Below are 25419 nucleotides of genomic sequence, written 5' to 3' on the forward strand. Positions count from 1 at the left end.
CCTTTATGACTTATAATATTCTATCTTGTGACACAACTTGACAACATTATTTATATTTATCTTTTTTGTGACAATTTTCTAGTTTTTTTGCACATTATTATTGTTATTGTTTGCACTAGAATCACTTTAATGATCGTAAATTCTTTAGCAAGGACCTTGCCTCTGCCACCATATATAATGAACCTGTTATACACAGTACATCATTCTCTTTTATCTGAGCCAATGCCTTTTGAATGGCCTCCTCAACAGCTTCAACCACCGCTACCTCATCTAAATAGGTGCGGGCATCATCCGCTAACTTCGTCCAGTCCCCTGCTCTTGGATTATTGGAGCGTGTTACCACCACTGCCTTAGCCAGTGGTGCCAGTTCTGCTACCACCTTGGAACGCTCTTTATCTGCCAACATACCTAAAACAAATACAATTTTTCGGTTAGGAAAATAGTCTCGTAAAGCCCTTTTCAAAGCGAGGGCCCCGGCATGGTTATGGGCACCATCCAGTAAAACAGTGGGGTTATTCTGAACAATCTCCAGGCGGCCCGGCCATTTTACGGTTCTTAAGCCATTTATTATGGCAGTGTCAGGTATGCTATGATCCTTTTCTGTGCCAAGCATTTCCACTGCTGCCACTGCGGTGGCTGCATTAATTTGTTGGTGAGCCCCCAGTAAAGGAAGCTTTACTTGATATGTATTTTGTTGTCCGTTAATGATAAAGGTTTGAAAATCCTGTTTTAGCTCCCGCTGAACCTGTGACCATGTCACGTCTCTACCAATTTGTATTAACTGACAATGATTACTCCATGCCACCTGACGGATAATCTCCAGCGGTTCAGCCTCAGCGGCAGTAACAATCGGCACATCCGGTTTGATAATACCAGCCTTAACTCTGGCGATTTCCGCCAAGGTGTCACCCAGGTAATCCATATGGTCCATTGCCACATTGGTAATTACAGCAACCCTCGGCTTGACTATGTTGGTGGAGTCAATGGCACCGCCTAATCCCACTTCCAGTACCACAAAATCCGTTTCTTCATTGGCAAAATAGAGCAAAGCCAATGCCGTACTCACTTCAAACTCAGTGGGATGTTCAAATCCTTCCTGCACCATCCTAGTTAACTCAGGTTTAACAACTTCGATTAACGCCACCAATTTTTCTGATGTTATAGGCTGTCCATTGATCATAAACCTTTCACTGTAGTGGTGCAAGTGGGGAGAACTAAACATGCCGGTTTTGTAGCCAGCGCTTGTAAGAATATTGGCGATCATAGCCGTGGTAGACCCTTTGCCATTGGTCCCCCCAACATGAATAATATTTAATCTGTTCTGAGGATTTCCCAAACGCCTAAGTAATTCTTCAATACGGGCCAAGCCCAGGTTCATGCCGAACTTTGTCAGGTTTTTTAAGTACTCGATTGCATCGTCGTAAGTCACTGAATTAGCTCCTCAATCCTACATTTTTAAGGCACCCGCTGTTAGGCCATGGGCCTTGGCCCTTTTTTAACCTTTGGTCCATGGCCAACCCGATTAGAAATCCCCCATGGATTCAATGTGCATTTTCAATGAGGAAAAATCGGATGGCTTCCTTAAAATTCTCCACTGCTTCTTCCATTGTGGTTCCCCGGGAGGCACAGCCAGGCACATCTGGAGTTACCGCATAATAGCCGCCATCATCTGGATCTTCATGTACCTGGATACGAATTCCTACTTTTATTTCACCCTCTAAGCCACCTTTGGGCAACGGGCTTAAAAGTTCCTCAAACCGTAAAGCCATTATATTCTCCTCCATTTGCATAAGACCGTGAATTTGCTTCCTTCAGGAACCTGTCACATTAGCCCTCTGGCCATGAGCCATGTTCTTAACCCATGGCTCACAGCACCTGGCCCAGGGCAGACCCAATAGGAATACCGATTAGCTTAGCATAGCTAATCGATCTTTGAGAGCTTCTGCCTTGATGGTTAGCTCCTGTTCTTTGGCCTTTTCTTTCTCGATAACTTCCGCCGGGGCTTTGGCTAAGAAACCCTGGTTATTTAGTTTGCCTTGTACTCTGGCTAAATCACCTTGTACGCTCTTTAATTCCTTATTTAAACGGGCTATTTCTTTATCCAGGTCAATCAGCCCTTTGAGAGGCACAAAGATTTCCACCCCACGGGTTACAGCACTTGCCGACTGATCGGGTTTGACAGGCAATTGGCTCACGACCTTGGCCATGGTATTGGCGGACCCTTGAATGTAAGCAGTATTCCTCTCCAAAATACTACGGTAGCTTTCCTCTGCCGCCACTAAAAATGCCTCTGCTTTTTTACCCGGTGGTACATTCATCTCCCCACGGATACGTCGGATGGCGGTAATAACTTCAATTAGCACAGCCATTTCCGCCTCGGCCGTTTGGTCTTGCAGGGCTCCCTGGGCCTCGGGCCAGGGGGCTAGCATAATGGTTTCACCCTGATGGGGTAGTTTTTGCCAGATTTCCTCGGTAATAAAGGGCATAAAGGGATGCAACAGTTCCAGGGTTTGTCTTAACACCTGAACCAGTACTTGTTGGGCTGTTACCCGGTCTTCTGGTGTGGTTTTGCCAAACAAACGGGGTTTTACCAGTTCAATGTACCAGTCACAGAAGCTGCTCCAGATGAATTCGTAAAGCACCCTGGCTGCCTCACCCAGTTCGTAGCGTTCCAGGAAATCGGTAACTTCTTGGGTGGTTCCCTGTAGACGACTGAGTATCCAACGATCGGCCAGGGTGTACGGACTCCCTTTAGCCTTAGCATCATAATCTGCCAAATTCATCATCACAAAGCGGGAGGCATTCCAAAGTTTATTGGCAAAATTACGTGCGCCGTCCAATCTTTCGAAGTGGAAACGCAGGTCGTTGCCGGGGGTGTTACCAGTAATCAGCATAAACCTCAAGGAGTCGGCGCCGTGACTATCAATGACATCCAGTGGGTCAACGCCATTGCCCAAGGATTTACTCATTTTGCGGCCCAGGGAATCCAATACCAGACCGTGGATAAATACCTCTTTAAAGGGCTCCTGATCCATGTTTCTTAAGCCTGAAAAAATCATCCGAGCCACCCAGAAGAAAATAATGTCTCGCCCGGTTACTAACACAGATGTGGGGTAAAAATGCTCCAACTCCGGCGTTTTGTCCGGCCAACCCAAGGTAGAGAAGGGCCACAGGGCTGAGGAAAACCAGGTATCCAGAACATCGGTATCCTGCTCAACCTTACCGCCGCACTTACCACAGGAGGTTACCTGGGTAATGGAAGCTACCATTTCATCACAGTCTTGGCAGTAGTAGACTGGGATGCGGTGACCCCACCACAACTGACGGGAGATACACCAGTCACGGATGTTTTCCATCCAATTTAAGTAAATCTTAGTAAAACGCTCCGGTATAAATTTAATGCGACCATCGATTACTGCTTCAATGGCTGGCTCAGCCAAAGGTTTCATCTTGACAAACCACTGTTTCGAAAGGGCCGGTTCAATGGCAGTGTTACAGCGGTAGCAGTGGCCAACAGCATGGCTGATATCCTCTACCTTTACCAAGGCACCCATGGCCTCCAAATCACGCACAATTTGCTTACGGCATTCAAAGCGATCTAGCCCCTGGTATTTGCCGGCCTGTTCATTCATTTTGCCATGTTTGTCAATGACGATAATTTCAGGCAACCCGTGCCGGCGACCTATTTCAAAGTCATTGGGATCATGGGCCGGTGTCATCTTAACCGCACCCGTACCAAAGGTGGGGTCACAATAGGCATCAGCGATAACTGGCAATTCACGACCCATGATGGGTAGTACCAGTGTTTTGCCCACCAAATGCAGATAACGATCATCCTCCGGGTTTACCGCCACAGCTACGTCACCCAACATGGTTTCCGGCCTGGTAGTGGCCACAAGAATATACTCAGCGGCGTTCTCCTTGGACGGATACTTAATGTAATAAAGCTGACCGTGCTTGTCCTGGTGTTCCACTTCGATATCCGAAATGGTGGTCTGGCAATGGGAACACCAGTTAGTAATGTAATAATCCCTATAAATTAGGCCTTGTTCGAAGAGGCGGACAAAAACCTCCAGCACCGCTTTGGAACAGCCCTCATCCATGGTAAAGCGTTCACGATCCCAATCACAGGATGCCCCTAAATGGCGCAGTTGAGAGGTAATGCGATTGCCATACTGCTCCTTCCAATCCCATACCCGCTTGAGGAATTTCTCCCGGCCTAAATCATATTTGGATTGTCCTTCCTTAGCTAGTTGTTCTTCCACTTTAGCCTGGGTAGCAATGCCTGCATGGTCCGTGCCGGGAACCCACAGAGCGTTATAGCCCTGCATTCTGCGCCAGCGGGTTAATATATCTTGTAAAGTATTATCCAGGGCGTGCCCCATATGAAGTTGACCCGTGACATTTGGGGGTGGCATAACAATGCAAAAGGGGGTTTTATCCTTTTCCACTTCAGCATGAAAATATTTACTTGCTTCCCAGTGACGGTACCATTTTGTTTCTACCTCTTTGGGATTATAAACCGTTGGGATATTGTTTTCTGTCAACTTTTATCGCTCCTTTTTTATTCCTCAGGCTAACGGTCTTCTTCCTATTCATTTCTTACTTTGCCCTTTTAAGGCCATGGGCTGACCCTAAGGGAATATCCTAAAAGTTAATAAAAAAACTCCCGTCCAATCAAGGACGGAAGTAAGCTTCCGCGATACCACCTTGTTTCCACCACAAAAAATCTGTGCTGACAACTCTTGGGCTATAACGGGCCACCCGGCCAAACCTACTATTGCTTCAGATTGGCGTCTCTGGGGCGACATCCTTGGTTTTTGGGCAGAAGATCTTGCAGCCATGAATCTTCCTCTCTAGGCTCAAAATAATCCAGGAACTCCCCTTCTTCGACTTTGCCTATGCTATAGTTTAATGATTTTTGTACCCCATGTCAACAAAACCTGGTTTCCTAAGAAAATAAAACCTTCAGTATTTATTTTATATTTCGACTATATGCCAGGGTAGTGCAAAACTTCACAAAATGGTGTATAGTAAAGATATTCTTAAAAAAGGGGGGAGCCAAACATTGTTTACGCAAAGAACCCAAAGTACCGAACCAATGACCAAGGATGTTATGGCAAAAATGATGGAAAACCCTTACTACATGGCTGAGAGAATTCAAGAAATTAAAAATTCTCCTAAGCAAAAGCAAGTCATGGAAATTATTTTGGAAAAATACCCACAAAGATAGGTGTATCTAGTGAACGATTTCACATTTTATTTGCCAAGTAAAGGTGTCTGAATTTCAGTTTAGTGAACTGAAATTCAGACACCTTTTTCCTTTATTAACCGTTCGCTTTTGACTGTTAGCCTTTAGCTAATAGCTAAAATTACCGATTAAAATTTCCCAAGTATCTCCGTTTGAGCACTGCTTTCCTGGCAGAAGGAAGGTTTACACCAATGATTCCCCCGATGCTGCCTAAGATAGTCATGGCGGTGGTGATGAGGACTGGATCAAAAATTGGTATACCCGTAAAAAATCCTACCACCACAAAAAACAAACCGTAAATCAAGCCTGTTGCACCCCCATGCTGCCAGCCCCGAATGCCAGCAGCAGCGCCCGCACTGCCTCCGCCAATGGTTGCCGCGGCAAATACCGTGAGCAGCGTGAGCCAGGAGAAATTGTAGACTGTTTGACGGGTCACAGCCACTACAAAACCCATCATAACCACCACTGCAAAGGTAACCCCAAAGGCTCTCACCAGGCCTGTCCCCACAGCACCTCTTTTAAAGGGCTTGTCTCCCTTTAGTCCGTGCTTATGCCACTGCACAAAGGTAAATTTACCCATGCTGCTAAAGCCTCCTTTTAGTTTTATTCTTTATTTTTATTCTTATAGAATATTTATGTTGCTTCTTCAAAAATATGCTTAGAAAGGTATAATCTGGTCTTTTTTTTCATTCACCAAATAAAATATTAGTGGATTTGCTTTGGGAGGTGCTTTTTAATGAGAAAACGTTGGAAAGGGTTATTATTACTCCTATTGCTGCTGGCGGTGGCCGGGTTGGGCACCTTTGGTATGAAAGAATTTCTGTTATACCAACTGGAATCAAAGGGACCCGATCAGATCAAAATAGTGGAAAACGAACGCACCCTGCTGGCCTTGCCCCACTATATCGCCCTGGCTCAGGGCTTTTATCAGGAACAAGATTTAGAGATAACCACCTCTAAGCTGGCGACTTCTTCTGAAAATTCCTTTGTTGAACAGAGTAACGGTGCTGTTCTTTTAAGCGACCTGTGCCAAGGTGTCTTTACCCGTCCCCTGGGTACCGGGGCAGACCGGATAGCCTTTGCCACAGTGGCTCAAAGGGAAGGGACCTACCTGATATCTCGCCAGGATGCAACGAATTTTTCCTGGCAGAATGTCAAACGAAAAAGCATTCTGGGGGATGCCCCGGATAGCCAATCCAATATCGTTTTGGAGGAAGCACTAAGACAAAATAAATTGACCCTACAGCATCAAGTAATCATTATCCAAAACCTACCCTCTGATCTAAAGGAAGGTGCCTTTGCCGCAGGGGTAGGACATTTTGTGCAAATGCCCCAGCCCCTAGCCCAGCAAACTTTACAAAGGCAAACTGGAAATTTGGCCACCTTTTTAGGTGATGCTGTTGCACCCATCCCATCGCTGGTTTTTCTGGCCTCCGGGAACTATTTAAAAAACAACGCTCAAGCTTGCCAGAAACTAGTAAACGGTCTCTGCAAGGGCATGCTCTGGCTGGACTATCATAAGCCGGAAGAAGCAGCCCAAATCGTCTCCCCCTACTTCCCAGAGTTGGATAAAGAAGTTATTACCATAATTATTCAAGAATATAAAAAGCAAGGCATGTGGGCAAAAAACCCCTTAACCTTAGAAAAAGACTATGAAAATTTAAAAACCTATGTCAGCCACTCCGGAGAAATGACGAATCCTGTGGAGTTTAAGGATGGCGTCAATAATACGTTGGCTAAGCATGCTGCTAAAACCGTAGAATATATTCCACCGGAACTAAAAAAGGAAAAAACCTGGTGGGAAAAGGTGAAGAGTCTGGATTTTAAGTAAGTTTCCTTCATAATCGGATCACCGCGGGGAAGAATAATAGCCATCAGGCGGCAGCTACAGAAGGATGAAAATCCCTTATCATCCTAAGCGATAGCGGGGGATCTTGGATCTTACCTTTCAATGATGCAAAAGAGCCTTGGCTATCGCTTAGGATGGCATAGCTGATGGCTGATGGCTAATAAGGAGGTGTCCCTGATGAAAGTTGCCATCATTGGTGCCGGCGTTTCTGGGCTGGCTTGTGCCCATGAATTGGAACACCATGGCATTTACCCGGATATTTTTGAAGAGCGCCCCCGCGTCGGTGAACCTTTTCCTCATGTGGCGGGGCTTCTTCAACTGATGAATCGCCCAGTACCTAACCAATTGTACTGGCTAAAAAAGGATTATCATATCGATATCCATCCCCTGAACACATGGAAGAAGTTAACCATGAACTCCCCAAATGCAAAAAAAGTCGTAAAGTCTAGAAATTTTGGCTATTTTTTAGAACGGGGCCAGGGTGAACGTTCCCTAGAAACACAGCTGGCCAACAAATTAAAAAGCCCGATCAATTTCAATTGCCGGGCTGATCATTCGGAACTGGCTAAGGAATATGACTACGTGGTGGTAGCAACCGGCCATCGGCAGGTTCCTGCTACCCTGGGCATTTGGACAGAAAACTTTATTTCTTTAGTTCGGGGGGCCATTATAACGGGTGACTTTAATCCCCAAGAATTGATCATGTGGGTGAATACGGATTATGCCCTGGGGGCCTATGCCTATTTAACAGCCTTTAGCCGCACTAGAGCGAGCTTAGTGCTTATTCATGCCAATGCCACAGCCCAGGAAATGGAACGCCATTGGAGGACCTTTCTCAAAAAAGAAAAACTAAATTACCAAATAGAAGAGAACTTTATGCTGGAACACGCGTCTGGAACCGTTTATCCTCATCAAGTGCGAAATATTATTTTGATTGGTGTTGCCGGGGGCTTTATGGAGTCCTTCCTGGGCTTTGGCACAGTATCAGCCTTACGGAGTGGTGTGCTGGCCGGCAGGGCCATTGCCAAAAAAGCTTCTTTTCCAAAAACTGCAGCTGAGTTGGACAAGGAAATGAGACGCTCTGTGCGCATTCGGGAAATTTTAAATACCATGCATAACAACGACTATGATCATTTGATTGCCACGATAACCTTTCCAGTTATTAGACATATTAACTATCACAGCAATATTCCTGTGCTGCGGATTGCCGGGGATGTCTTAGAATTGATCCGTGATTCAACAACCCTGCGTCAGAAAAGCATCCTTCCTCCAAAATCCTGAAAAAATAAGAAGAGGAGCTAGGATTCACCAACTTCTTTAGGGTAACCACGCAGCTTGGCAACGATTAAGAGCAATAAAGGTATCACCAGTGCCAAGATGTAGACCATGCTGGATAACGGGTTTAAAAACATGGTCCTTATTAATGGGACATTGATAATCCTGAAATTTGCTATTACGAGAATAACTAGGCCATAAAACCAAAGGACGAGCCGATAGCCTTTTAAATTAAATAAATCCCTCGTTAGAACCGCAGCCCCATAGCTAAAAGCTGCAATAAAAATTAAAAAACCCATATACCAAACCATCATCATCAGGGCATCCAGCCGGGTGATAAATCCTATATCAATGTTACGAATCATTTCTAGGGCGGGGAATATCATCATACCTGTTAATGCTGGCCCAAAAATTGCTATAGCCAGTGTTCCTGCCCATAGGGCCAGTATTAACAAAGGAGTAAGTTTATTACCCAGCGCAATTAACTTATCCTTATGCTCAATTAGGGGGAAGATGACAAAATACAAAAGCGAATGGCCTAATTTCCCCCCCATGGTATAGGCCCCAACCAAGGGAGGCAGATAGCCGTTTGCCAGCACTGGCAGATATTCTTTGAGATTAATATAAGGTATATTAAAAACCACCACGATCAATAGAATTAGCAACCCCAGAGGCAAAAGCAGCTCATTCATGCGGGCCGGTATGGAAATACCCAGGGAAGCCACATACAGAGCTGGTAAAAGCAGTGTAAAATCCCATAAATAAATGGAACTACCTGGCTTAAAGGCTGTGGGAATAATAATCGCAAATTCCACCAAGGCAATAGTAGAAATAACTAGAAAGGCTAAAATATAGATCATGGTAACTACACCACCCAGATATTTTCCCAGCAGCAAGCGATTGAATCCCGCCAATGTATGGTTGGGAAACAGGGAACAAAGCATTAGGGTCAGGCGAAACATACTATAGCCAATAACCACGGCAATGAGCACCGACAACCAAGCATCCCTGCCAGCCCTTTGGGCTACCTCGGAGGGAATAAATACATCCACCGTTGCTAAAATACAGGTGACCACCAAGAATCCTGCCTGCTTCGCACTGATTTTGTTATTCACCTTCAGCCCTGCCACCCTTCAGATTGGTCTCAATGAGTAAGCCCGTTCGCAGCAACTGGGATTGTACCATTACCTCTATGGACAGATCAGGGAATATCTCTTCGGCCCATTGATTCCGTATCTGCTGCCAAAGTTTGTTATCAGCCAATTGTACCTCCCGGGCTAAATTAAAATAATCCGCTTTCAGTTGTTGGGCCTGCTCGATGCTTTTCCTAATCTCCTGCTCCACTGCCCCATTAAAAGCATTTTCCGCGGCTTTATCAAAGGCTTGATTTTCTAAATTTAGCGGCTGATCATTTTCTCCAAAGTTAAATTGAGGCTTTACTTCTATGCGAAAGGCAACATTGCCGTCCTCAATGTGCGGTATAATTTTTGCTTTGGAGCCGATCAATTCTACAGCGATTTTTTTCCCGTGGACTTGCAGGGGAAATACAGCATTTTTTATTTGACCAGAGACAAATAGGTACCCTCTGGTTTCCTGGGGCGAGAGTCTGCCCACCATTTTATCCTCCCGAAATACCGCTGCACCCGCCATTTCAAATTTCGTTTTTTCTTCCACGGCCCGGGTTTCCGGTTGCTTCATGCTTAACATGGGAACTAAGTAGACAGGATTTTCCATGGACTGGTCCTTCCAAACCTCAATGACCCGCTTGGGAATAGTCTCACCATGTCTTTTGGGCCCTAACAGCACCAACCTTTTTAGTGCCATTAGGGGCACCTTTTCCTGCCCATCCTTTATGGAAAGGAGTTTTTCCCGCGGTATATCACTGACAAAGATATAAGCCGTTGATCTCAGTTCATGATCCCTATGGGCAAAATCAAGAAAGGGCAAGATACCCTTTTGGGCTAAATCCTTTCCCATGACATAAACATCACAATGGGACCAAAACAGTCGTCTAGCGGAATTTCTAGCAGCATCCCGCACTGCACCATAGACGGTATCTGCTTCACCTCTATATATGAGATAGGTTTCCTGCAGCTGGCCTCCCGACTGCATTTTACTAAAAGCCTCACTTACCGCTACTTGGGTATACATTTCATATTTATCTTTTTCTGCATCGTAGTCAAACAAGGCACCCAAAACAAAATTTGTTTCATTCATTTCCCGTCGCTCGGTACAACCACCCAGCAATAGACTGACAATCAGCAGCAAAGTTAAAAACCGTGGCCGGCTCACCTTTCATCTTCCTCCTGATGGCTTTGGACCTTCCCTAAGCGGTCCGGATCCAGGGAAGGTATCGTTTGAGGCCGGGTCACCATGGCCCAGGTCGGGACACGGAATAAGGTATCCTTTAAATCCTTAACCTGCACTGGGGTAAAGGGGGCCAGGTAAGGGACGCCAAAGGAGGTGAGAGAGGCCATATGGGCCCAGATGACAATTAACCCCGCCACCAACCCAAGGATTCCTATGGCAAAAGAAAGGATGATTAAGGGAAACCGCAGCAGCCGGAAAGCCAGCGTGGCATCATAACTGGGTATGGCAAAGGAAGCGATACCAGTGAAGGCCACCAGGACGACCACCACAGGTGAAATTAACCCTGCCTGCACGGCGGCCTGACCAATCACCAATGCCCCGGCAATACTGACGGCCGGACCCACTGCCTTAGGCAGACGTACCCCCGCTTCGCGCAGCAATTCAAAGGTTAATTCCATGGCCAATACTTCCACCAGGAGTGGAAAAGGAACGCCCTCCCGGCTGCCGGCGATGCTCAGGGCCAAAGGGGTAGGCATCATTTCCCAATGGTGCGTGGTGATGGCAGTATATAAAGAAGGTAAAACCAACGTAGCGGTAAAGGCAAAGAGTGTTAACCAACGCAAAAAGGAACCAAAGTAAAAACTAAAATAATAGTCGTCCCCTTCTTGTAACATCATGGCAAAGGTAACCGGTGCCACGATAACAAAGGGAGTACCATCCACAAAAATTGCCACCCTGCCTTCTAATAGACAGGCCACCACTTTGGCTGGTCTTTCGGTTTTCAGCAGGGTGGAAAAAGGTGTTAAACGCTGATCTTTGATAAACTCCATCACACTTTGGGCTGACTGAATGCCATCGATTCGAATGGCCTGTACTCTCTTTTTCACCTCTGCCACAATGCCAGGATCAGCCAACCCTTCGATATAGGCCACCGATAGAGCCGTATTGGTTCTCGTTCCCAAATGTAAGTTATCAAAACGCAACTGACTATCCCGGATCCTTCTTCTTATCTGGGTTATGTTGACTGAAATGGCTTCCACAAAGCCTTCTTGGGGTCCTTGTATATTTGTCTCCGTCTCTGGCGGTTGGATACTTCTTTTTTCCCAACCGCTGGTCTCAGCCACGATGGCCCGATCGGACCCAGACAAAAAGATCGCGGTTTTCCCATAGAGAATACCGTCAACGGCCTTTACCAAATCACCTGTAAGGACAACCTTTGATACCGGCAACACTGCATGGGCCAAAATTTTGCTGTTAGCCAAAAGTGCAACCGGCGCCTCTTGAAGTTTGGCAATAATCGATTCATTAATAGTTTTTGGGTCGGCCATATTCTCCAGATAAACCACTAAGACCGGTATAGTACCATTCCCAGCCAGGATTTTACGCAGCACCAAATCCCCCGTACTGCCAAAGCGCTGCCGCAGGGCATCCATAACCCTATTTAAATCGGGTGCCACAGGAGCCTTTGGCCGCTGAGGCTGGTTGCCTGATTCCATGATTTTTTCAACCACAAAGTTTTTCAAATACCTCTTCAGCATCGTCATACCTCATCGCCATAGCTTATGTTTTATTGTGCGACATTTTGGCAATTTTATGTATATTTGCCAAAAATAAAAGGGGTGTCGCTTCCGACACTCCCCCTTATTATTATAAAAAGGCTTTGCTATAAAAGGGCTTTGATACCCTCTATGACCATTTTTTCATTAGGCAAGTAAAACTCCTCCAAGGGCTTACTGTAGGGTACGGGTATATCCGGGGCGGCAATTCTTTTAATGGGTGCTTTTAACTGTACAAAGGCCTTTTCTGCCACCAGGGCAGCAATTTCCCCACCAAACCCACCTGTACGGGTGGCTTCATGCAACACTACCAGGCGACCGGTTTTGGCCACGGACTTTAAAATGGCCTCTTCATCTAAGGGAACCAGCGTTCTCAGGTCTACAATCTCCACACTGATACCCTCTTGCTCCAACTGAGCCGCAGCCTTAAAAGCGGTCCCTAACATCTTGGACCAGGTTACCAGGGTAACATCCCGCCCAGGCTTTTTAACATCCGCTACCCCGATGGGGATTTGGTAATCCTCCTCTGGTACAGGACCAGGTACAAAATAGAGGATCATGTCTTCAATAAAAATAACCGGATTATCATCCCGAATGGCAGACTTTAACAGTCCCTTGGCATCTGCCGGGGTGCTGGGCATTACCACCTTAAGCCCAGGGCAGTGGGCCAACCAAGCTTCTAGGTTATGGGAATGCTGGCAGCCGGCACCAATACCGGAGCCACTCTTCATACGCACTACCAAAGGAAATTTACTCTTACCACCGGATAAATAACGCAGCTTGGCTGCGTGGTTGACGATTTGATCCGCTGCAATGGTAAAAAAGGGATTAAACATAATCTCCACCACCGGGCGCAGTCCCATCACCGAGGCTCCCACCGCAAGACCGGCAATAGCTGCCTCGGACACGGGAGTATCCTTTACCCGGCGGGCTCCAAATTCCTCTAATAACCCAAAGGTGGGAAACTTCGGATTGCTATGAATTCCCACACCCACACCTTCTCCGGCAATAAAAACCTGCTCATCCCGACGCATCTCTTCCCGTAAGGCCTGATTGACAGCTTCACCCATTGTTATCTGTTGCATTTTACAATCCCCCTTTCTATTACCCTAGGCAAATACGTCTTCCAAAGCCTCGGTAACATCCGGCCAGGGACTTTCCTCGGCAAACTGTACAGCCTGTTCTACCTGTTTGGTCGCTTCCTCATTGATCTGCTGCCAAACTGCCTCTGTTAACTGGCCTGTTCCCAGCAGTGTATTTTTTAACAGTTCGATGGGACAACGTTGTTTCCATTGTTCAATTTCTTCCTTTGGCTGGTATGACTGAAAATCGGTGGTGCTATGGCCCCCCCAGCGATAGGTTTTACATTCAATGAGGATGGGACCCTGCCCAGACAAACACTTTTGTCGTGCCTCTGCTGTGGCTTGATGCACCTTTAATACGTCATTACCATCCACCACCTGGGATGGCATACCGTAGGCTATGGCACGGTCAGCCAGATCTTTTAGTCTGGTGTGTTCTTCCAGCCGCTGGGCGCCGGAATATATATTATTTTCACAAACAAAAATCACAGGCAGATTCCATAAGGCAGCTAAATTGAGGGCCTCATGAAAACTACCTTCATCCGATGCTCCGTTGCCAAAATAACACACCGTGACAAAGTCCTTCTTTTCATATTGGGCCGCAAAGGCTGTCCCCACGGCAATGGGGATACCTCCTCCTACCACGGTGGTGGTGCAGAGGGCATTGACCTCCGGAGCTGCAATGTGCAAGGTGCCGCTTTTACCTTTGTTATACCCAGTACGTTTGCCATAGATCTCAGCCATGATAAGATTTGGTAAGGCCCCTTTCGCTATTAGATGCCCATGACTGCGGTGATTGCTAATAATTACATCCTGCGGCTCCAATGCTGCACTGACACCCGCTGCCACTGCTTCCTGACCCGTACAAACGATCATCATACCGTGCAGCTTGCCATACTCTTTGCTTAAATCCTCCAGCTTTTCTTCAAACTTACGAATTAGCAGCATGGTTTCCAGCAATTTAACCTGATTCAAATTCTCCACGAGCTAGATCACCTCCTAGGTTTTACCTAAATATTCCATGCTCATTGGAGAAGTCCTTTGTTAAAAAAAGAAATATAGCCATCCGCCGTCCGCTTTTTTTGCATGCATTACAGAGAGCACAAGGGGACGGTTCTTTTGTGCTCCCGGCTAATGGCTAAAAGCAAAAAAAGACCGCCGGAATCATCCAGCAGCCTTTACTCTTCTTCACTATGTACCCAATCATCCAGCACGGCTAACAAATCATCTTTGCCCCTGCCTGTTTCCGCAGAAAAGGCCACCAATCGATGTCCCGGTGCCAGGGGTAGGGCTTTCTGTATCACTGCCTGTTGTTTGGCCCACTGATTATTGGATAATTTGTCCACCTTGGTGGCCACCACCACCGTGGGTACCTGATAATATTGCAACCATTCATACATTTGCTTATCCTGGGCCGTGGGTGTATGACGGCTATCCAGTAAAAGCACAACTCCCCTTAGGTTTTCCCGTTCCTTAAGGTAGCCTTCAATCATCTTGCCCCATTTAGCCCGCACATCTAATGGTACTTTGGCATAACCATAACCGGGCAAATCCACCATGAGGAATTGGTCATTGTTAATATTAAAAAAATTTATGAGCTGGGTTCTGCCGGGGGTGCTGCTGGTTTTGGCCAATCCCTTGCGGTTTACCACTTTGTTAATGAGGGAAGATTTCCCCACATTGGAACGGCCCACAAAGGCTACTTCGGGTAAATTCCCCGGGGGGTAACCCCCGGGGTTAACTGCACTGGTTACAAATGAAGCGGTTGTTATTTTCACGACGGTAGCTGGGTTCCTCCTTGCTGAACTTCCTGGGTTTCCACCGCTGTAAGATGCGGATTATCCATCAGGGCTGCTTCTGGTTCCATTATGGTGGTGGTATGGTCAATCTCCTTTTCCAACAAGGCGATTTCCAACACCTGATCAATATGCTCCACCAGGATGAATTCCAGGTGCTTCTTAATGTTAACTGGAATGTCTTCCAGATCCTTTTTGTTATCCTTGGGCATAATGATTAATTTAATACCTGCCCGGTGAGCCGCCATAACCTTTTCCTTGATACCACCCACGGGCAACACACGGCCCCGCAGGGTGATCTCACCGGTCATCGCAATGTCGTGGCGCACCTTCCGACCGGTAAGCACCGAAGCCATCGCTGTGGCCATGGTAATACCGGCTGAAGGGCCATCCTTGGGAACAGCCCCCTCGGGAATATGAATGTGCATATCCCATTTTTCAAACAGCTCTTGATCAATTTCTAACTCGTGGGCACGGCTGCGGATGAAGCTGTAGCCGGCCTGGGCAGATTCCCTCATCACTTCACCCAATTTACCCGTTAGGGTCATACGACCGGTTCCCTTATAGGTGGTAATCTCAATAACCAGGGTATCACCGCCCACTTCGGTCCAAGCCATACCAGTAACGGTACCAATTTCATCATTTTGTTCCGCTACCCCATAACGGTAACGGGGAATGCCCAGGAATTGCTCTAAATTTTGAGTGGTAACCTTCACCTTTTCCGCCTGACCTGCTACGATTTTCCTAGCTGTCTTACGGCAGATGGAGGCAAGCTTGCGCTCCAGATTTCTAACTCCAGATTCCCTGGTGTACTCACGTACTACCTTTAACAGGGTATTATCCGAAATCTGCATCATTTGATCGGTTAAACCATGATCTTTGATCTGTTTGGGCAGTAAATGACGTTTGGCGATTTGCAGTTTCTCTTCTTCAGTATAACCAGAAATCTGAATAACTTCCATCCGGTCCAATAAAGGCCTTGGAATGGAATACATGCTGTTCGCTGTGGTGATAAACATAACATTGGACAAATCAAAGGGTGTCTCAATGTAATGATCACTAAAGGTACTATTTTGCTCAGGATCTAGTACTTCCAATAGGGCAGAGGCAGGGTCACCTCGGAAATCGCTAGCCATTTTATCAATTTCATCCAGCAAGAAGACTGGGTTTTTTGACCCGGCGGTTTTCATACCCTGGATAACCCGACCTGGCATGGCACCGACATAGGTTCTCCGGTGGCCACGAATCTCCGCCTCGTCCCTGACACCCCCGAGGGAAATTCTTACGAATTTACGCTCCAGAGCTCTGGCAATGGAGCGACCCAGGGAGGTTTTACCAACACCCGGGGGGCCCACCAGGCAAAGTATGGGTCCTTTCATTTTCTTAGCCAACTTACGGATAGCCAAATATTCGATGATTCTTTCCTTCGGATCCTTTAGGCCGTAGTGATCGGCCTCCAACACAGCCTCTGCGGCGTTAATATCGATGCGATCTTTGGTGCCCTTGCTCCAGGGCAAACTTAACATCCAGTCCAGGTAATTGCGTACCACAGCGGACTCGGCTGCCATGGGCGGCATTTTTTCCAGACGCTCTACTTCCTTGAGAGCCTTCTCTTCGGCTTCTTTAGGAAGTTTTGCTTTGGCGATTTTTTCCCTGAGTTCTTCACACTCAGCCACCCGATCTTCCTTATCACCTAATTCCTTTTGAATGGCCTTCATCTGTTCTCTCAGGTAGTATTCCTTTTGGGTTTTTTCCATCTGTTTGCGAACCCGAATGTTGATCTTGCGTTCCAACTCGACGATTTCCAATTCCCTGGCCACAATGCCACAGAGTTTTTCCAGTCGGTCCACAATCTCGATGGATTCTAATATTTTTTGTTTATCTTCGATTTTTAGGGCTAAGTGAGAAGCAATTATATCCACCAGACGTCCAGGTTCTTCCAAATTAACCACAGAAACCACTGTTTCTGGAGGAATTCTTTTGGAGAGTTTTACATACTGCTCAAACTGATAAACCAGGTTCCGCATCAGAGCTTCAATTTCGGCACTCTTTTCGAATTCTTCGGTATATTGCTCCACTTTCACTCTAAAATAGGGTTCTTGATATTCATAGTTGTTAATCTTGGCCCGGGCGATGCCTTCCACCAGCACTCGAATGGTTCCCCCAGGAAGTTTTAGCAGTTGCTTTACTTCTGCCACTGTCCCGATCTGATAAATATCATCCACTGTGGGCTCATCGGTCTGAGCCTCCTTTTGGGTTGCCAGAAAAATCATTTTGTCTTGGACCATTGCCTCTTCAATGGCTTGGATTGATTTTTCTCTTCCTACGTCAAGGTGTATAACCATATAGGGAAATACTAAAATACCCCTCAGTGGAAGCAAGGGTAACGATTTAATTTCAAAATTCACTGCCGCACCTCCTTGTATATTCTAAACATATGTTGGCTGATTAGTTACTAAGAATAAGGTTATAATAACATAAAAGTTTTATCCACTGCCACAACAATAATTTACCATTAACAGAGAAAACCCAGCATACGCTGGGTTTTTGAAGCTTGATCAAGCAAATTTAAAATTATTCTATTAACAGGAAAACCTATATTTCTCAAATGTTTTTTAAATTATCAGGAATTGGCAGATTCCCCAGCCAAAAAGGCTGCCGCTGGTAGATCCAAACTGGAATTTAGCGATTCCCACTGGATTTTTTTCTCAGGCTGTTCCACCAGTGCCCCTTGAACGACCTCCTCTAGTGTGTCTATGGGTACAACCTCAATGCCTTCCATATTTTTAAATATTTCCTGATAGTTTTCCCGGGGGATTAAAACCTTCTTAACCCCTGCCTGCTTGGCTGCCTCTACCTTGGCCACCACACCACCGATGGGTTTTACCAAGCCACGAATGGAAATTTCGCCGGTCATGGCTACGGTATTGCTGACGGCTACACCCTTGATGGCTGAGTAAATGGCTGTGGCAATGGTGACACCGGCTGAGGGACCATCCACCAAGCCGCTGCCAAGGAAATTTACATGGATATCGTAGTTTTGGGGATTCACATCCATGACCCGCCTAAGTACTGTCACCACGTTTTCCACCGAACTGCGGGCCATACTCTTGCGCCGTACTTTTTTGCTTCCGCCACTGATTTCCTCTTCTTCCACTACCCCGGTCACAATAATTTTACCCATACCAGCCGCAGCGGGGATAACCGTTGCCTCCACTTCGGAGACGATACCCATATTGGGTCCATAGACGGCCAGGCCATTGACTACACCAACCTGAGACTGTGAATTGATCTTGCGCTCCGGTCGCGGTGTATACTGCCCACTATGCAGGACCCATTCAATATCCCTGACTAAAATCTCTTTTCTATCCTCTGTCAGGGCTATACCGCCGGCAATTTGAATGATATTGACAGATTCCCGCCCATTGGTGGCATAGCGTTTGATAACGTCCAGTGCCCCCTCCTCTAAGGGAAAGCCAATCTTCTTTGCTGCATTGTCAGCAATTTTTTTGATTTCCTCCTGCTGTAGTGGTCGAAAGAAAATTTCTAAGCAGCGGGAACGAATGGCCGGGGGTATCTCCTCTGGCGTCCGGGTGGTTGCCCCTACCATGCGAAAGTCCGCCGGTAAGCCATTCTGAAAGATATCATGGATATGGGTTGGTATGTTATTGTCCTCAGAGCTATAGTAGGCACTCTCTAAAAAGACCTTGCGATCTTCCAATACCTTTAGCAGCTTATTCATTTGGATGGGGTGCAGTTCCCCGATTTCATCAATAAACAGCATACCCCCATGGGCCTTTGTCACAGCCCCAGCCTTAGGCTGAGGAATACCTGCCATGCCCATGGCCCCAGCACCCTGATAGATCGGGTCATGCACCGAACCGATCAGGGGGTCCGCAATACCTCTTTCGTCAAAGCGAGCAGTGGTTGCATCCAGCTCAAAGAATTTTGCATTTTCCTTAAAGGGAGAGCTGGGTGTTTTTTTAGCCTCTTCCAGCACCAATCTGGCCGCAGCTGTTTTACCAACCCCCGGGGGTCCATAGACGATAACGTGCTGTGGATTGGGCCCGCAGAGGGCAGCCCGCAGGGATTTTAAGCCCTCTTCCTGGCCGATGATTTCACTAAAATTTTTGGGCCTGGTTTTCTCCGCCAGCGGTTCAGTCAAGGAAATAGCCCGCAGACGCTGCAGTTTTTCCATCTCTTTACGGGATTCTCTTTCTACGGCGGTTTTATTGCCCTGTTGTTGCTTCAGCAAGTTCCAGAAATAAAGACCAATAACCACCGCGAAAAATACCTGTATAAAGGTGAGAAAACTCCCAAGGCCGGTAAGTTCCCCCATAATACGATGCCTCCTTTTAGCGAACTCTTTCTTTTGTATTATTGCTAAAAGGACCAAATTTTACACGTGGATTTTTGATTTAGGGTATTTCTTTTGGGTATTAGCCGTCAGCTTTTTTCCTTGAGGCATTCCTATGGGGTAAGCGATGGCCATAGTCCATTAATTGACAGCTATTACCTTTATTAATCATGAATGACATTGGTGGCTTACTCCCCCTGTCACTCCGTGACGTCATCCTCAGAGAGAGCTAATTAAAAAAGCGAAAAGCTAAAGCACGGGGGATTTCCCCGTGCTTTGACCCTTAATCTATGCGCTTTCTTCTTTTTTCTTCTTTTTATCCATGGTGATGAGCAGTGGTTCGCCTTTCTTTAAGATGGCGTCCCTGGTGATGATAACCTTGGAGATGTCATCACGGGAAGGAATGTCATACATAATGCCCAGCATCGCTTCTTCCATGATGGCCCTGAGGCCCCTGGCACCGGTTTTGCGTTTTAGCGCTTCCTTAGCCACCTCACGCAAGGAATCAGGCTGCAATTCCAAATCCACGCCATCCAGTTCAAATAACTTCTGATACTGTTTGGACAGAGCATTCTTGGGTTCTGTCAAAATACGAACCAGAGCATCTTCATCAAGGGCGTCAAGGGTAACCACAACCGGCAGACGACCTACAAATTCGGGGATTAAGCCAAATTTCAAAAGGTCTTCCGGCAAGATGTTGGCTAAGATTTCACCAATTTTCCGATCCTTTTGGCTTTGAATTTCTGCACCAAAACCAAGCTGTTTTTTACCGGTACGGTTTTGGATAATCTTATCAATGCCGTCAAAGGCACCACCACAGATAAACAAGATGTTGGTGGTATCCAGCTGGATAAATTCCTGATGGGGATGCTTGCGCCCACCCTGGGGTGGTACGCTGGCAACTGTGCCTTCGAGGATTTTTAGTAAAGCTTGCTGTACACCTTCGCCGGAAACATCCCTGGTAATGGAGGGATTTTCCGATTTGCGTGCAATTTTATCAATCTCGTCGATATAGACAATGCCTTTTTCAGCCTTTTCAACATCATAATCCGCTGCTTGGATAAGTTTTAGCAGGATGTTCTCCACATCCTCACCAACATATCCTGCCTCGGTTAAAGAGGTGGCATCGGCGATGGCAAAGGGCACGTTTAACAAGCGAGCCAGTGTCTGGGCCAGTAATGTTTTACCACAACCGGTGGGCCCCAGCATAACGATATTGCTCTTGGAGAGCTCCACGTCTTCAACTTTGCCCCCAAGGTTAATCCGCTTGTAGTGGTTGTATACTGCCACAGCCAATTGTCTTTTTGCACTTTCTTGTCCAATTACATACTGATCCAAAATGGCTTTGATTTCTTTGGGTTTGGGTAAATCACCCATATCCAGGCCCAAGTCATCGCTTAATTCTTCTTCGATGATTTCATTGCATAACTCGATGCATTCATCGCAGATATAGACACCGGGGCCGGCTACAAGCTTTTTTACCTGATCCTGCATCTTGCCACAGAAGGAGCATTTGAGCTGGCCTTTCTCGTTAAACATATTTCCACCTCTTTTATCTTTACTTCCTATACGGCATCACCTCATCAATGATTCCGTACTGTTTAGCTTCCTCAGCGGACATAAAGAAGTCCCGCTCAGTGTCCCTGGTAATCTTATCCAGAGGCTGCCCGGTGTGGTGGGCCAACCGTTCATTTAACAGGTCTTTCATGCGTAAAATCTCTTTGGCATGAATATCAATATCCGTTGCCTGACCCTGCACGCCACCTAGGGGTTGGTGAATCATAATTCTAGCCATGGGAAGAGTATAACGCTTGCCAGTTGCTCCGGCGGCCAGCAAGAAGGAACCCATGCTTGCAGCTTGACCCAAACAAATGGTGGATACAGGGGGTTTAATATACTGCATGGTATCGTAAATCGCCAATCCAGCAGTAACAACCCCACCCGGAGAATTGATATATAAATGAATATCCTTCTCAGGATCCTCAGCCTCTAGGAATAAGAACTGTGCGATTACCAGATTGGCAATATGGTCGTCAATGGGTCCACCAATAAAGATAATACGATCTTTCAATAATCTTGAATAAATATCGTATGCTCGCTCGCCCCGGTTAGTTTGTTCTACTACTATTGGTACTAAGCCCGACAAGTCTATCGCCTCCTTGAAATATCTATCTAGCCCTATCTACGGCTTTAGGGCTTACATTGCCAATATATTCAATCTAGGCCTCTTTGGTGCCTTCCACCACTTTAGCATTTTCAGCCAAGAAATTAACAACTTTACGGCGGGCTATATCTAGATTAATATGTCTCAGCTCACCCTGTAATTCCAGTGTCTTACGTACAATTTCCGCATCCTGTTTAACATATTCAGCAATTTTTTGAATTTCCTCATTTAATTCTTCTTCACTGGCAGTAATATTTTCAGACTTGGCAATGGCGTCTAAAACCAGTTCACTTTTAACTGTTCTTTCAGCATCTGGTCTCATACGGTCACGCATGTCATTAATGCTGGTGTTCGTATATTGGAAATACTGATCCAGGTTAATGCCTTGCTGAGCCAGACGTTGGCTCATGCTGTTAATCATTTCTTCAACCTTTTGGTCTACCATAACTGCTGGGATCTCAACCTCTGCTTTAGCAACCGCAGCTTCCACTGCACCGTTTTCCATGGAAGACTTGGCCACTTTTGCGGCATTTTCTTTTAATCTATTCAGAATGTCTGACTTTAATTCATCCAATGTATCGAATTCGCTTACGTCTTTGGCAAACTCATCATCCAGTGGTGCCAGTTCCTTGCGTTTAATTTCATTAATTTTTACTTTAAAGGTTGCTGGTTTGCCGGCCAGATTTTCTGCATGGTATTCTTCCGGGAAAGTAACGTTGATATCTTTTTCTTCACCAAGCTTAACTCCCACAAGCTGCTCTTCGAAACCAGGGATAAAGGAATTGGAACCGATGGTTAGGGAGTAGTTTTCGGCATGACCGCCTTCAAAGGCCTCACCGTCTACATAGCCGGTAAAGTCAATGAGGGTGACATCTTCATTTTGCACTTCTCCTTCTTCCACTGTGATAAGTTTCGCATGGCGATTCTGCAGACGTTCCAGTTCCTTCTCTATGTCCTGATCCGTTACTTCTGCGGCAGGTTGGGTTACTTCTAAACCTTTGTATTCGCCCAGGGTTACCTCCGGCTTTACTTCTACAGTGGCTTTAAAAATTAAGATTTTACCAGCTTCACCCTGTACAATATCAATTTGGGGTTGGTCAATGGGCTCGGTGGCAGTTTCTTCTAAAGCTTCCATATAAGCTTCGGGAATAATCATTTCAGCGGCTTCACCAAATAAAGTTTCGGAACCTACATAACGTTCTACCATTGCCCGGGGAGCTTTTCCTTTACGAAACCCAGGAATGTTAACTTGCTTAACAACTTTCCGGTAGGCTTTATCCAAAGCCTGCTCAACTTTTTCCTGTTCTACCTCAACCTCTAAAAGGACGGTGTTTTTATCAATTCTTTCTGCAGTGGCCTTCATTATAAAGTGTTCCTCCTTAAATATCCTTTGGATTATTATTGTTTACTGAAATTACACCCTCCCACAGGACTGCAACCCTCGTTGTTTGTAGTGTAACCAAATATAGGCATAACACTATATTTATTTCTACGAAAGGTTATCCAACTCCTGCTGAAGTCGAATCATTTACAGTCAAAAAGGGTAATTTTTTCCAGTTACCTCAGTAATTAAAATACCAGGGCATAACCCTGGCAATCCTATATCATTCCAATTATACCATAATGTCTTTTCTTTGCAAAACATTTGCTTAGGGCTTCCTTTTCCTCCATTTTTTAAAGGTTTTATTTTCTAATTTCTTGAATATATATCATCTTTTTAATTAGATTTCAAGTCTTGTGAAATAAATAATTTTGTTGTATAAATTAGTTAGATAATTAAAAATTGACTGAATTTTAAAACATTATATTATAAAGAGGGTGTTGCTATGTCAAATGGTTGTTCAATTTGCCAAAAGGAAACCGATCGATTACTAGAGTGTTCTGTATGCGGCGATGAAGTATGTTCACACTGTCATGAGCAATGTAGTATCTGTGGTCAATGGGCCTGTCATAAACATGTTATCTGTATTTACAAGCAGGTTCATGTCTGCTCAACTTGCTATGCTAGCCAAATAGTAGAATCCCTAGACTACCCGAACGAAAAATTTAAGGTTTAACCACTATCCCGAACGAAAAATCAAAAAAATAAAAAACACCTGATTAATCAGGTGTTTTTTATTTGTGGTGCGGATGAAGGGACTTGAACCCCCACACCTCGCGGTACCAGATCCTAAGTCTGGCGCGTCTGCCAATTCCGCCACATCCGCATATAAAACTGATGGTGATCCATCCGCGACTCGAACGCGGGACACCCTGATTAAAAGTCAGGTGCTCTACCAACTGAGCTAATGGATCCTATTAATGGCTGGGGCGGCTGGATTCGAACCAACGAATGCCGGAGTCAAAGTCCGGTGCCTTACCGCTTGGCGACGCCCCAATATAGTATAAAATGGGGTGGATAATGGGACTCGAACCCACGGCCTCCAGAGCCACAATCTGGCGCTCTAACCAGCTGAGCTATACCCACCACAAAGCGTTGCTGACTTTGGTGACTCGCAGAAATTATATTATCAAAGTCATTCATCATTGTCAAGCAATATTTCAACAAATTATTTTCTCATAACCTTTATTACTATTGCCTAAACGATCATGCTTTTTGCTGCGAACAATTACTGATTATATATAGTTTGACATGTATTGTCAAGACCTTTGGGTGCTTCTCAGGTGTTTATTTTTCGCAAACTAAACTAACCTTAACTAACTAAATTCTGTTATCATAGGGAATGTACATTTGTTTTTAGGAGGGTCTTAGTCATGGCTCAATCCCAGTTTAAAGAGGGTTTTAAAGCAGCTTTGCCCGTTGTCTTTGGCTATTTTCCCATTGGCATGGCCTTTGGTGTTTTGGCGGTTCAATCTGGTATGACTACCCTTGAGGTCTTTATGATGTCATTGCTGGTCTACGCCGGTTCCTCCCAGTTCATCGGAGCAGGCATGCTAGCAGCCCAGGCTTCCTTTGGTACCATTGTCTTAACCACTTTTTTAATTAATTCCCGGCACCTATTAATGACTGCCTCCTTGGCACCCTATATGAAACATTTGAGTGCCAAGCTTTTATCCTTATTGGGCTTTTGGATTACGGATGAAACCTTCGCAATTTCCGTTGCCACTGTGGCCCGTGAAAAGAAGGATAAAGGATATTTCTTTGGTCTTTTGGTTACCGCTCACCTGGCTTGGCTTTCCAGCACCGTGCTGGGGTCTGTGATGGGTAATTTTATCCCTGACCCACAAAAATATGGTTTGGATTTCGCCCTACCGGCTATGTTTATCGCTCTATTGGTTTTACAAGTAAAACACAAGAAAATGTTGGCCGTAATTATTATTTCCGCCGCCTTATCCATTGGTATCAAGCTAAATGCCGCGGGTAGCTGGAATATTATTTTGGCCACTATAATATCTGCAACGATTGGGGTGTTAATCGATCAATGGATGGAAAAGTCCTCGCAGTCATTATCGGCATGATGGTGGTTACCTACATTCCCCGGATGCTGCCGCTGGCCGTATTATCCCGTATGAATATTTCCCAGGGCGTAATGAATTGGCTTAGCTATGTGCCAGTGGCTGTCTTGTCTGCCCTGTTGGCACCTGAGTTACTTTTAAAAAATGGTCAGCTTAGCCTGAACCTGTCCAACACCTATCTCCTAGCAGCCATTCCCAGTTTTCTAGCCGGGTATTTTTCCAAAAGTATCTTCCTGACGGTGGTAACTGGTATGTTGACTGTCGTATTGTTAAATCAGGCCTTTTAGTTGTTAACAATTAGCCGTTAGCTAAAAACGATCCGC

At 45.8% G+C, this 25419-nt stretch carries 21 protein-coding genes and 4 tRNA genes; 6 read left to right on the plus strand and 19 right to left on the minus strand.

Going from position 1 to position 25419, the window contains the following annotated elements:
* Window positions 1-121: 121 nt before the first annotated feature.
* The 3 genes from V6C11_RS14370 to V6C11_RS14380 all read right to left on the minus strand — a co-directional run bounded on the left by V6C11_RS14370 (window position 122) and on the right by V6C11_RS14380 (window position 4547).
* Window positions 122-1429: a bifunctional folylpolyglutamate synthase/dihydrofolate synthase gene (locus tag V6C11_RS14370; protein ID WP_333531890.1), complete on the minus strand. Its 1308-nt coding sequence runs from the start codon at window positions 1427-1429 to the stop codon at window positions 122-124.
* Between the two features lie 112 nt (window positions 1430-1541).
* A complete protein-coding gene (locus V6C11_RS14375) occupies window positions 1542-1769 on the minus strand; it encodes a type II toxin-antitoxin system HicB family antitoxin (RefSeq protein ID WP_333531891.1) in 228 nt (75 codons plus the stop codon).
* Window positions 1770-1907: 138 nt separating this feature from the next.
* Window positions 1908-4547 carry a valine--tRNA ligase gene (locus V6C11_RS14380; RefSeq protein WP_333531892.1) on the minus strand — a complete coding sequence of 880 codons (2640 nt, stop codon included), beginning with the start codon at window positions 4545-4547 and terminating at the stop codon, window positions 1908-1910.
* A gap of 521 nt (window positions 4548-5068) precedes the next feature.
* Between V6C11_RS14380 and V6C11_RS14385 the strand changes: the two genes are divergently transcribed.
* The gene (locus V6C11_RS14385; protein WP_333531893.1) at window positions 5069-5233 is read left to right on the plus strand and encodes a hypothetical protein; all 165 of its coding nucleotides are present in this window, start codon (window positions 5069-5071) and stop codon (window positions 5231-5233) included.
* Window positions 5234-5372: 139 nt separating this feature from the next.
* Here V6C11_RS14385 and V6C11_RS14390 read toward each other — a convergent pair whose 3' ends face one another.
* Window positions 5373-5831, minus strand: a complete 459-nt coding sequence (locus V6C11_RS14390; protein WP_333531894.1) for a TIGR04086 family membrane protein — start codon at window positions 5829-5831, stop codon at window positions 5373-5375.
* Window positions 5832-5987: 156 nt separating this feature from the next.
* On the opposite strand from V6C11_RS14390, the gene V6C11_RS14395 reads away from it, so the two are divergent.
* Both V6C11_RS14395 and V6C11_RS14400 read left to right on the plus strand, forming a co-directional pair.
* A complete protein-coding gene (locus tag V6C11_RS14395) occupies window positions 5988-7082 on the plus strand; it encodes an ABC transporter substrate-binding protein (protein ID WP_333531895.1) in 1095 nt (364 codons plus the stop codon).
* 195 nt (window positions 7083-7277) lie between these two features.
* A complete protein-coding gene (locus V6C11_RS14400; protein ID WP_333531896.1) occupies window positions 7278-8381 on the plus strand; it encodes an NAD(P)/FAD-dependent oxidoreductase in 1104 nt (367 codons plus the stop codon).
* 17 nt (window positions 8382-8398) lie between these two features.
* Here V6C11_RS14400 and V6C11_RS14405 read toward each other — a convergent pair whose 3' ends face one another.
* The 11 genes from V6C11_RS14405 to tig all read right to left on the minus strand — a co-directional run bounded on the left by V6C11_RS14405 (window position 8399) and on the right by tig (window position 23003).
* The gene (locus V6C11_RS14405; RefSeq protein WP_333531897.1) at window positions 8399-9490 is read right to left on the minus strand and encodes a GerAB/ArcD/ProY family transporter; all 1092 of its coding nucleotides are present in this window, start codon (window positions 9488-9490) and stop codon (window positions 8399-8401) included.
* Window positions 9483-10667, minus strand: coding sequence for a Ger(x)C family spore germination protein (locus tag V6C11_RS14410; protein ID WP_333531898.1), 1185 nt, complete (start codon window positions 10665-10667; stop codon window positions 9483-9485). The genes V6C11_RS14405 and V6C11_RS14410 overlap by 8 nt, the downstream gene beginning before the upstream one ends.
* Window positions 10664-12223, minus strand: a complete 1560-nt coding sequence (locus V6C11_RS14415) for a spore germination protein (protein WP_333531899.1) — start codon at window positions 12221-12223, stop codon at window positions 10664-10666. The genes V6C11_RS14410 and V6C11_RS14415 overlap by 4 nt, the downstream gene beginning before the upstream one ends.
* A 125-nt stretch (window positions 12224-12348) precedes the next feature.
* The gene (locus V6C11_RS14420; RefSeq protein ID WP_333531900.1) at window positions 12349-13326 is read right to left on the minus strand and encodes an alpha-ketoacid dehydrogenase subunit beta; all 978 of its coding nucleotides are present in this window, start codon (window positions 13324-13326) and stop codon (window positions 12349-12351) included.
* A gap of 24 nt (window positions 13327-13350) precedes the next feature.
* On the minus strand, window positions 13351-14307 hold the full coding sequence (locus V6C11_RS14425; protein ID WP_333531901.1) for a thiamine pyrophosphate-dependent dehydrogenase E1 component subunit alpha: 957 nt from the start codon (window positions 14305-14307) through the stop codon (window positions 13351-13353).
* A gap of 194 nt (window positions 14308-14501) precedes the next feature.
* The gene (gene yihA, locus V6C11_RS14430; protein ID WP_333531902.1) at window positions 14502-15101 is read right to left on the minus strand and encodes a ribosome biogenesis GTP-binding protein YihA/YsxC; all 600 of its coding nucleotides are present in this window, start codon (window positions 15099-15101) and stop codon (window positions 14502-14504) included.
* Window positions 15098-17527: an endopeptidase La gene (gene lon / locus V6C11_RS14435; RefSeq protein WP_333531903.1), complete on the minus strand. Its 2430-nt coding sequence runs from the start codon at window positions 17525-17527 to the stop codon at window positions 15098-15100. The genes yihA and lon overlap by 4 nt, the downstream gene beginning before the upstream one ends.
* Window positions 17528-17742: 215 nt before the next feature.
* Window positions 17743-19458 (minus strand): ATP-dependent protease LonB, encoded by a 1716-nt coding sequence (gene lonB, locus V6C11_RS14440; protein ID WP_333531904.1) that lies wholly within the window; start codon window positions 19456-19458, stop codon window positions 17743-17745.
* 306 nt (window positions 19459-19764) lie between these two features.
* Window positions 19765-21015 carry an ATP-dependent Clp protease ATP-binding subunit ClpX gene (gene clpX, locus V6C11_RS14445; RefSeq protein ID WP_333531905.1) on the minus strand — a complete coding sequence of 417 codons (1251 nt, stop codon included), beginning with the start codon at window positions 21013-21015 and terminating at the stop codon, window positions 19765-19767.
* A gap of 19 nt (window positions 21016-21034) precedes the next feature.
* Window positions 21035-21622, minus strand: coding sequence for an ATP-dependent Clp endopeptidase proteolytic subunit ClpP (clpP, locus tag V6C11_RS14450; protein ID WP_333531906.1), 588 nt, complete (start codon window positions 21620-21622; stop codon window positions 21035-21037).
* Window positions 21623-21695: 73 nt separating this feature from the next.
* Window positions 21696-23003, minus strand: coding sequence for a trigger factor (tig, locus tag V6C11_RS14455; RefSeq protein ID WP_333531907.1), 1308 nt, complete (start codon window positions 23001-23003; stop codon window positions 21696-21698).
* Between the two features lie 463 nt (window positions 23004-23466).
* On the opposite strand from tig, the gene V6C11_RS14460 reads away from it, so the two are divergent.
* Window positions 23467-23697 (plus strand): hypothetical protein, encoded by a 231-nt coding sequence (locus tag V6C11_RS14460; RefSeq protein ID WP_333531908.1) that lies wholly within the window; start codon window positions 23467-23469, stop codon window positions 23695-23697.
* 65 nt (window positions 23698-23762) lie between these two features.
* On the opposite strand, the gene V6C11_RS14465 is transcribed toward V6C11_RS14460, so the two are convergent.
* The 4 genes from V6C11_RS14465 to V6C11_RS14480 all read right to left on the minus strand — a co-directional run bounded on the left by V6C11_RS14465 (window position 23763) and on the right by V6C11_RS14480 (window position 24107).
* Window positions 23763-23847, minus strand: a tRNA-Leu gene (locus V6C11_RS14465).
* Window positions 23848-23859: 12 nt separating this feature from the next.
* A tRNA-Lys gene (locus tag V6C11_RS14470) sits at window positions 23860-23935 on the minus strand.
* 7 nt (window positions 23936-23942) lie between these two features.
* Window positions 23943-24017 (minus strand) — tRNA-Gln (locus V6C11_RS14475).
* Window positions 24018-24030: 13 nt separating this feature from the next.
* Window positions 24031-24107: transfer RNA gene (locus V6C11_RS14480), tRNA-His, on the minus strand.
* A 287-nt stretch (window positions 24108-24394) separates the two neighbouring features.
* Between V6C11_RS14480 and V6C11_RS14485 the strand changes: the two genes are divergently transcribed.
* Together V6C11_RS14485 and V6C11_RS14490 are read left to right on the plus strand one after the other, a co-directional pair.
* On the plus strand, window positions 24395-25099 hold the full coding sequence (locus V6C11_RS14485) for an AzlC family ABC transporter permease (RefSeq protein WP_333531909.1): 705 nt from the start codon (window positions 24395-24397) through the stop codon (window positions 25097-25099).
* Window positions 25063-25383, plus strand: a complete 321-nt coding sequence (locus V6C11_RS14490; RefSeq protein WP_333531910.1) for an AzlD domain-containing protein — start codon at window positions 25063-25065, stop codon at window positions 25381-25383. Before V6C11_RS14485 ends, V6C11_RS14490 begins: the two co-directional genes overlap by 37 nt.
* Window positions 25384-25419: the final 36 nt, after the last annotated feature.

It is taken from the genome of Desulfotomaculum sp. 1211_IL3151, from assembly GCF_036763075.1.
In the GTDB taxonomy this organism is placed as follows: domain Bacteria; phylum Bacillota; class Desulfotomaculia; order Desulfotomaculales; family Desulfotomaculaceae; genus Desulfotomaculum.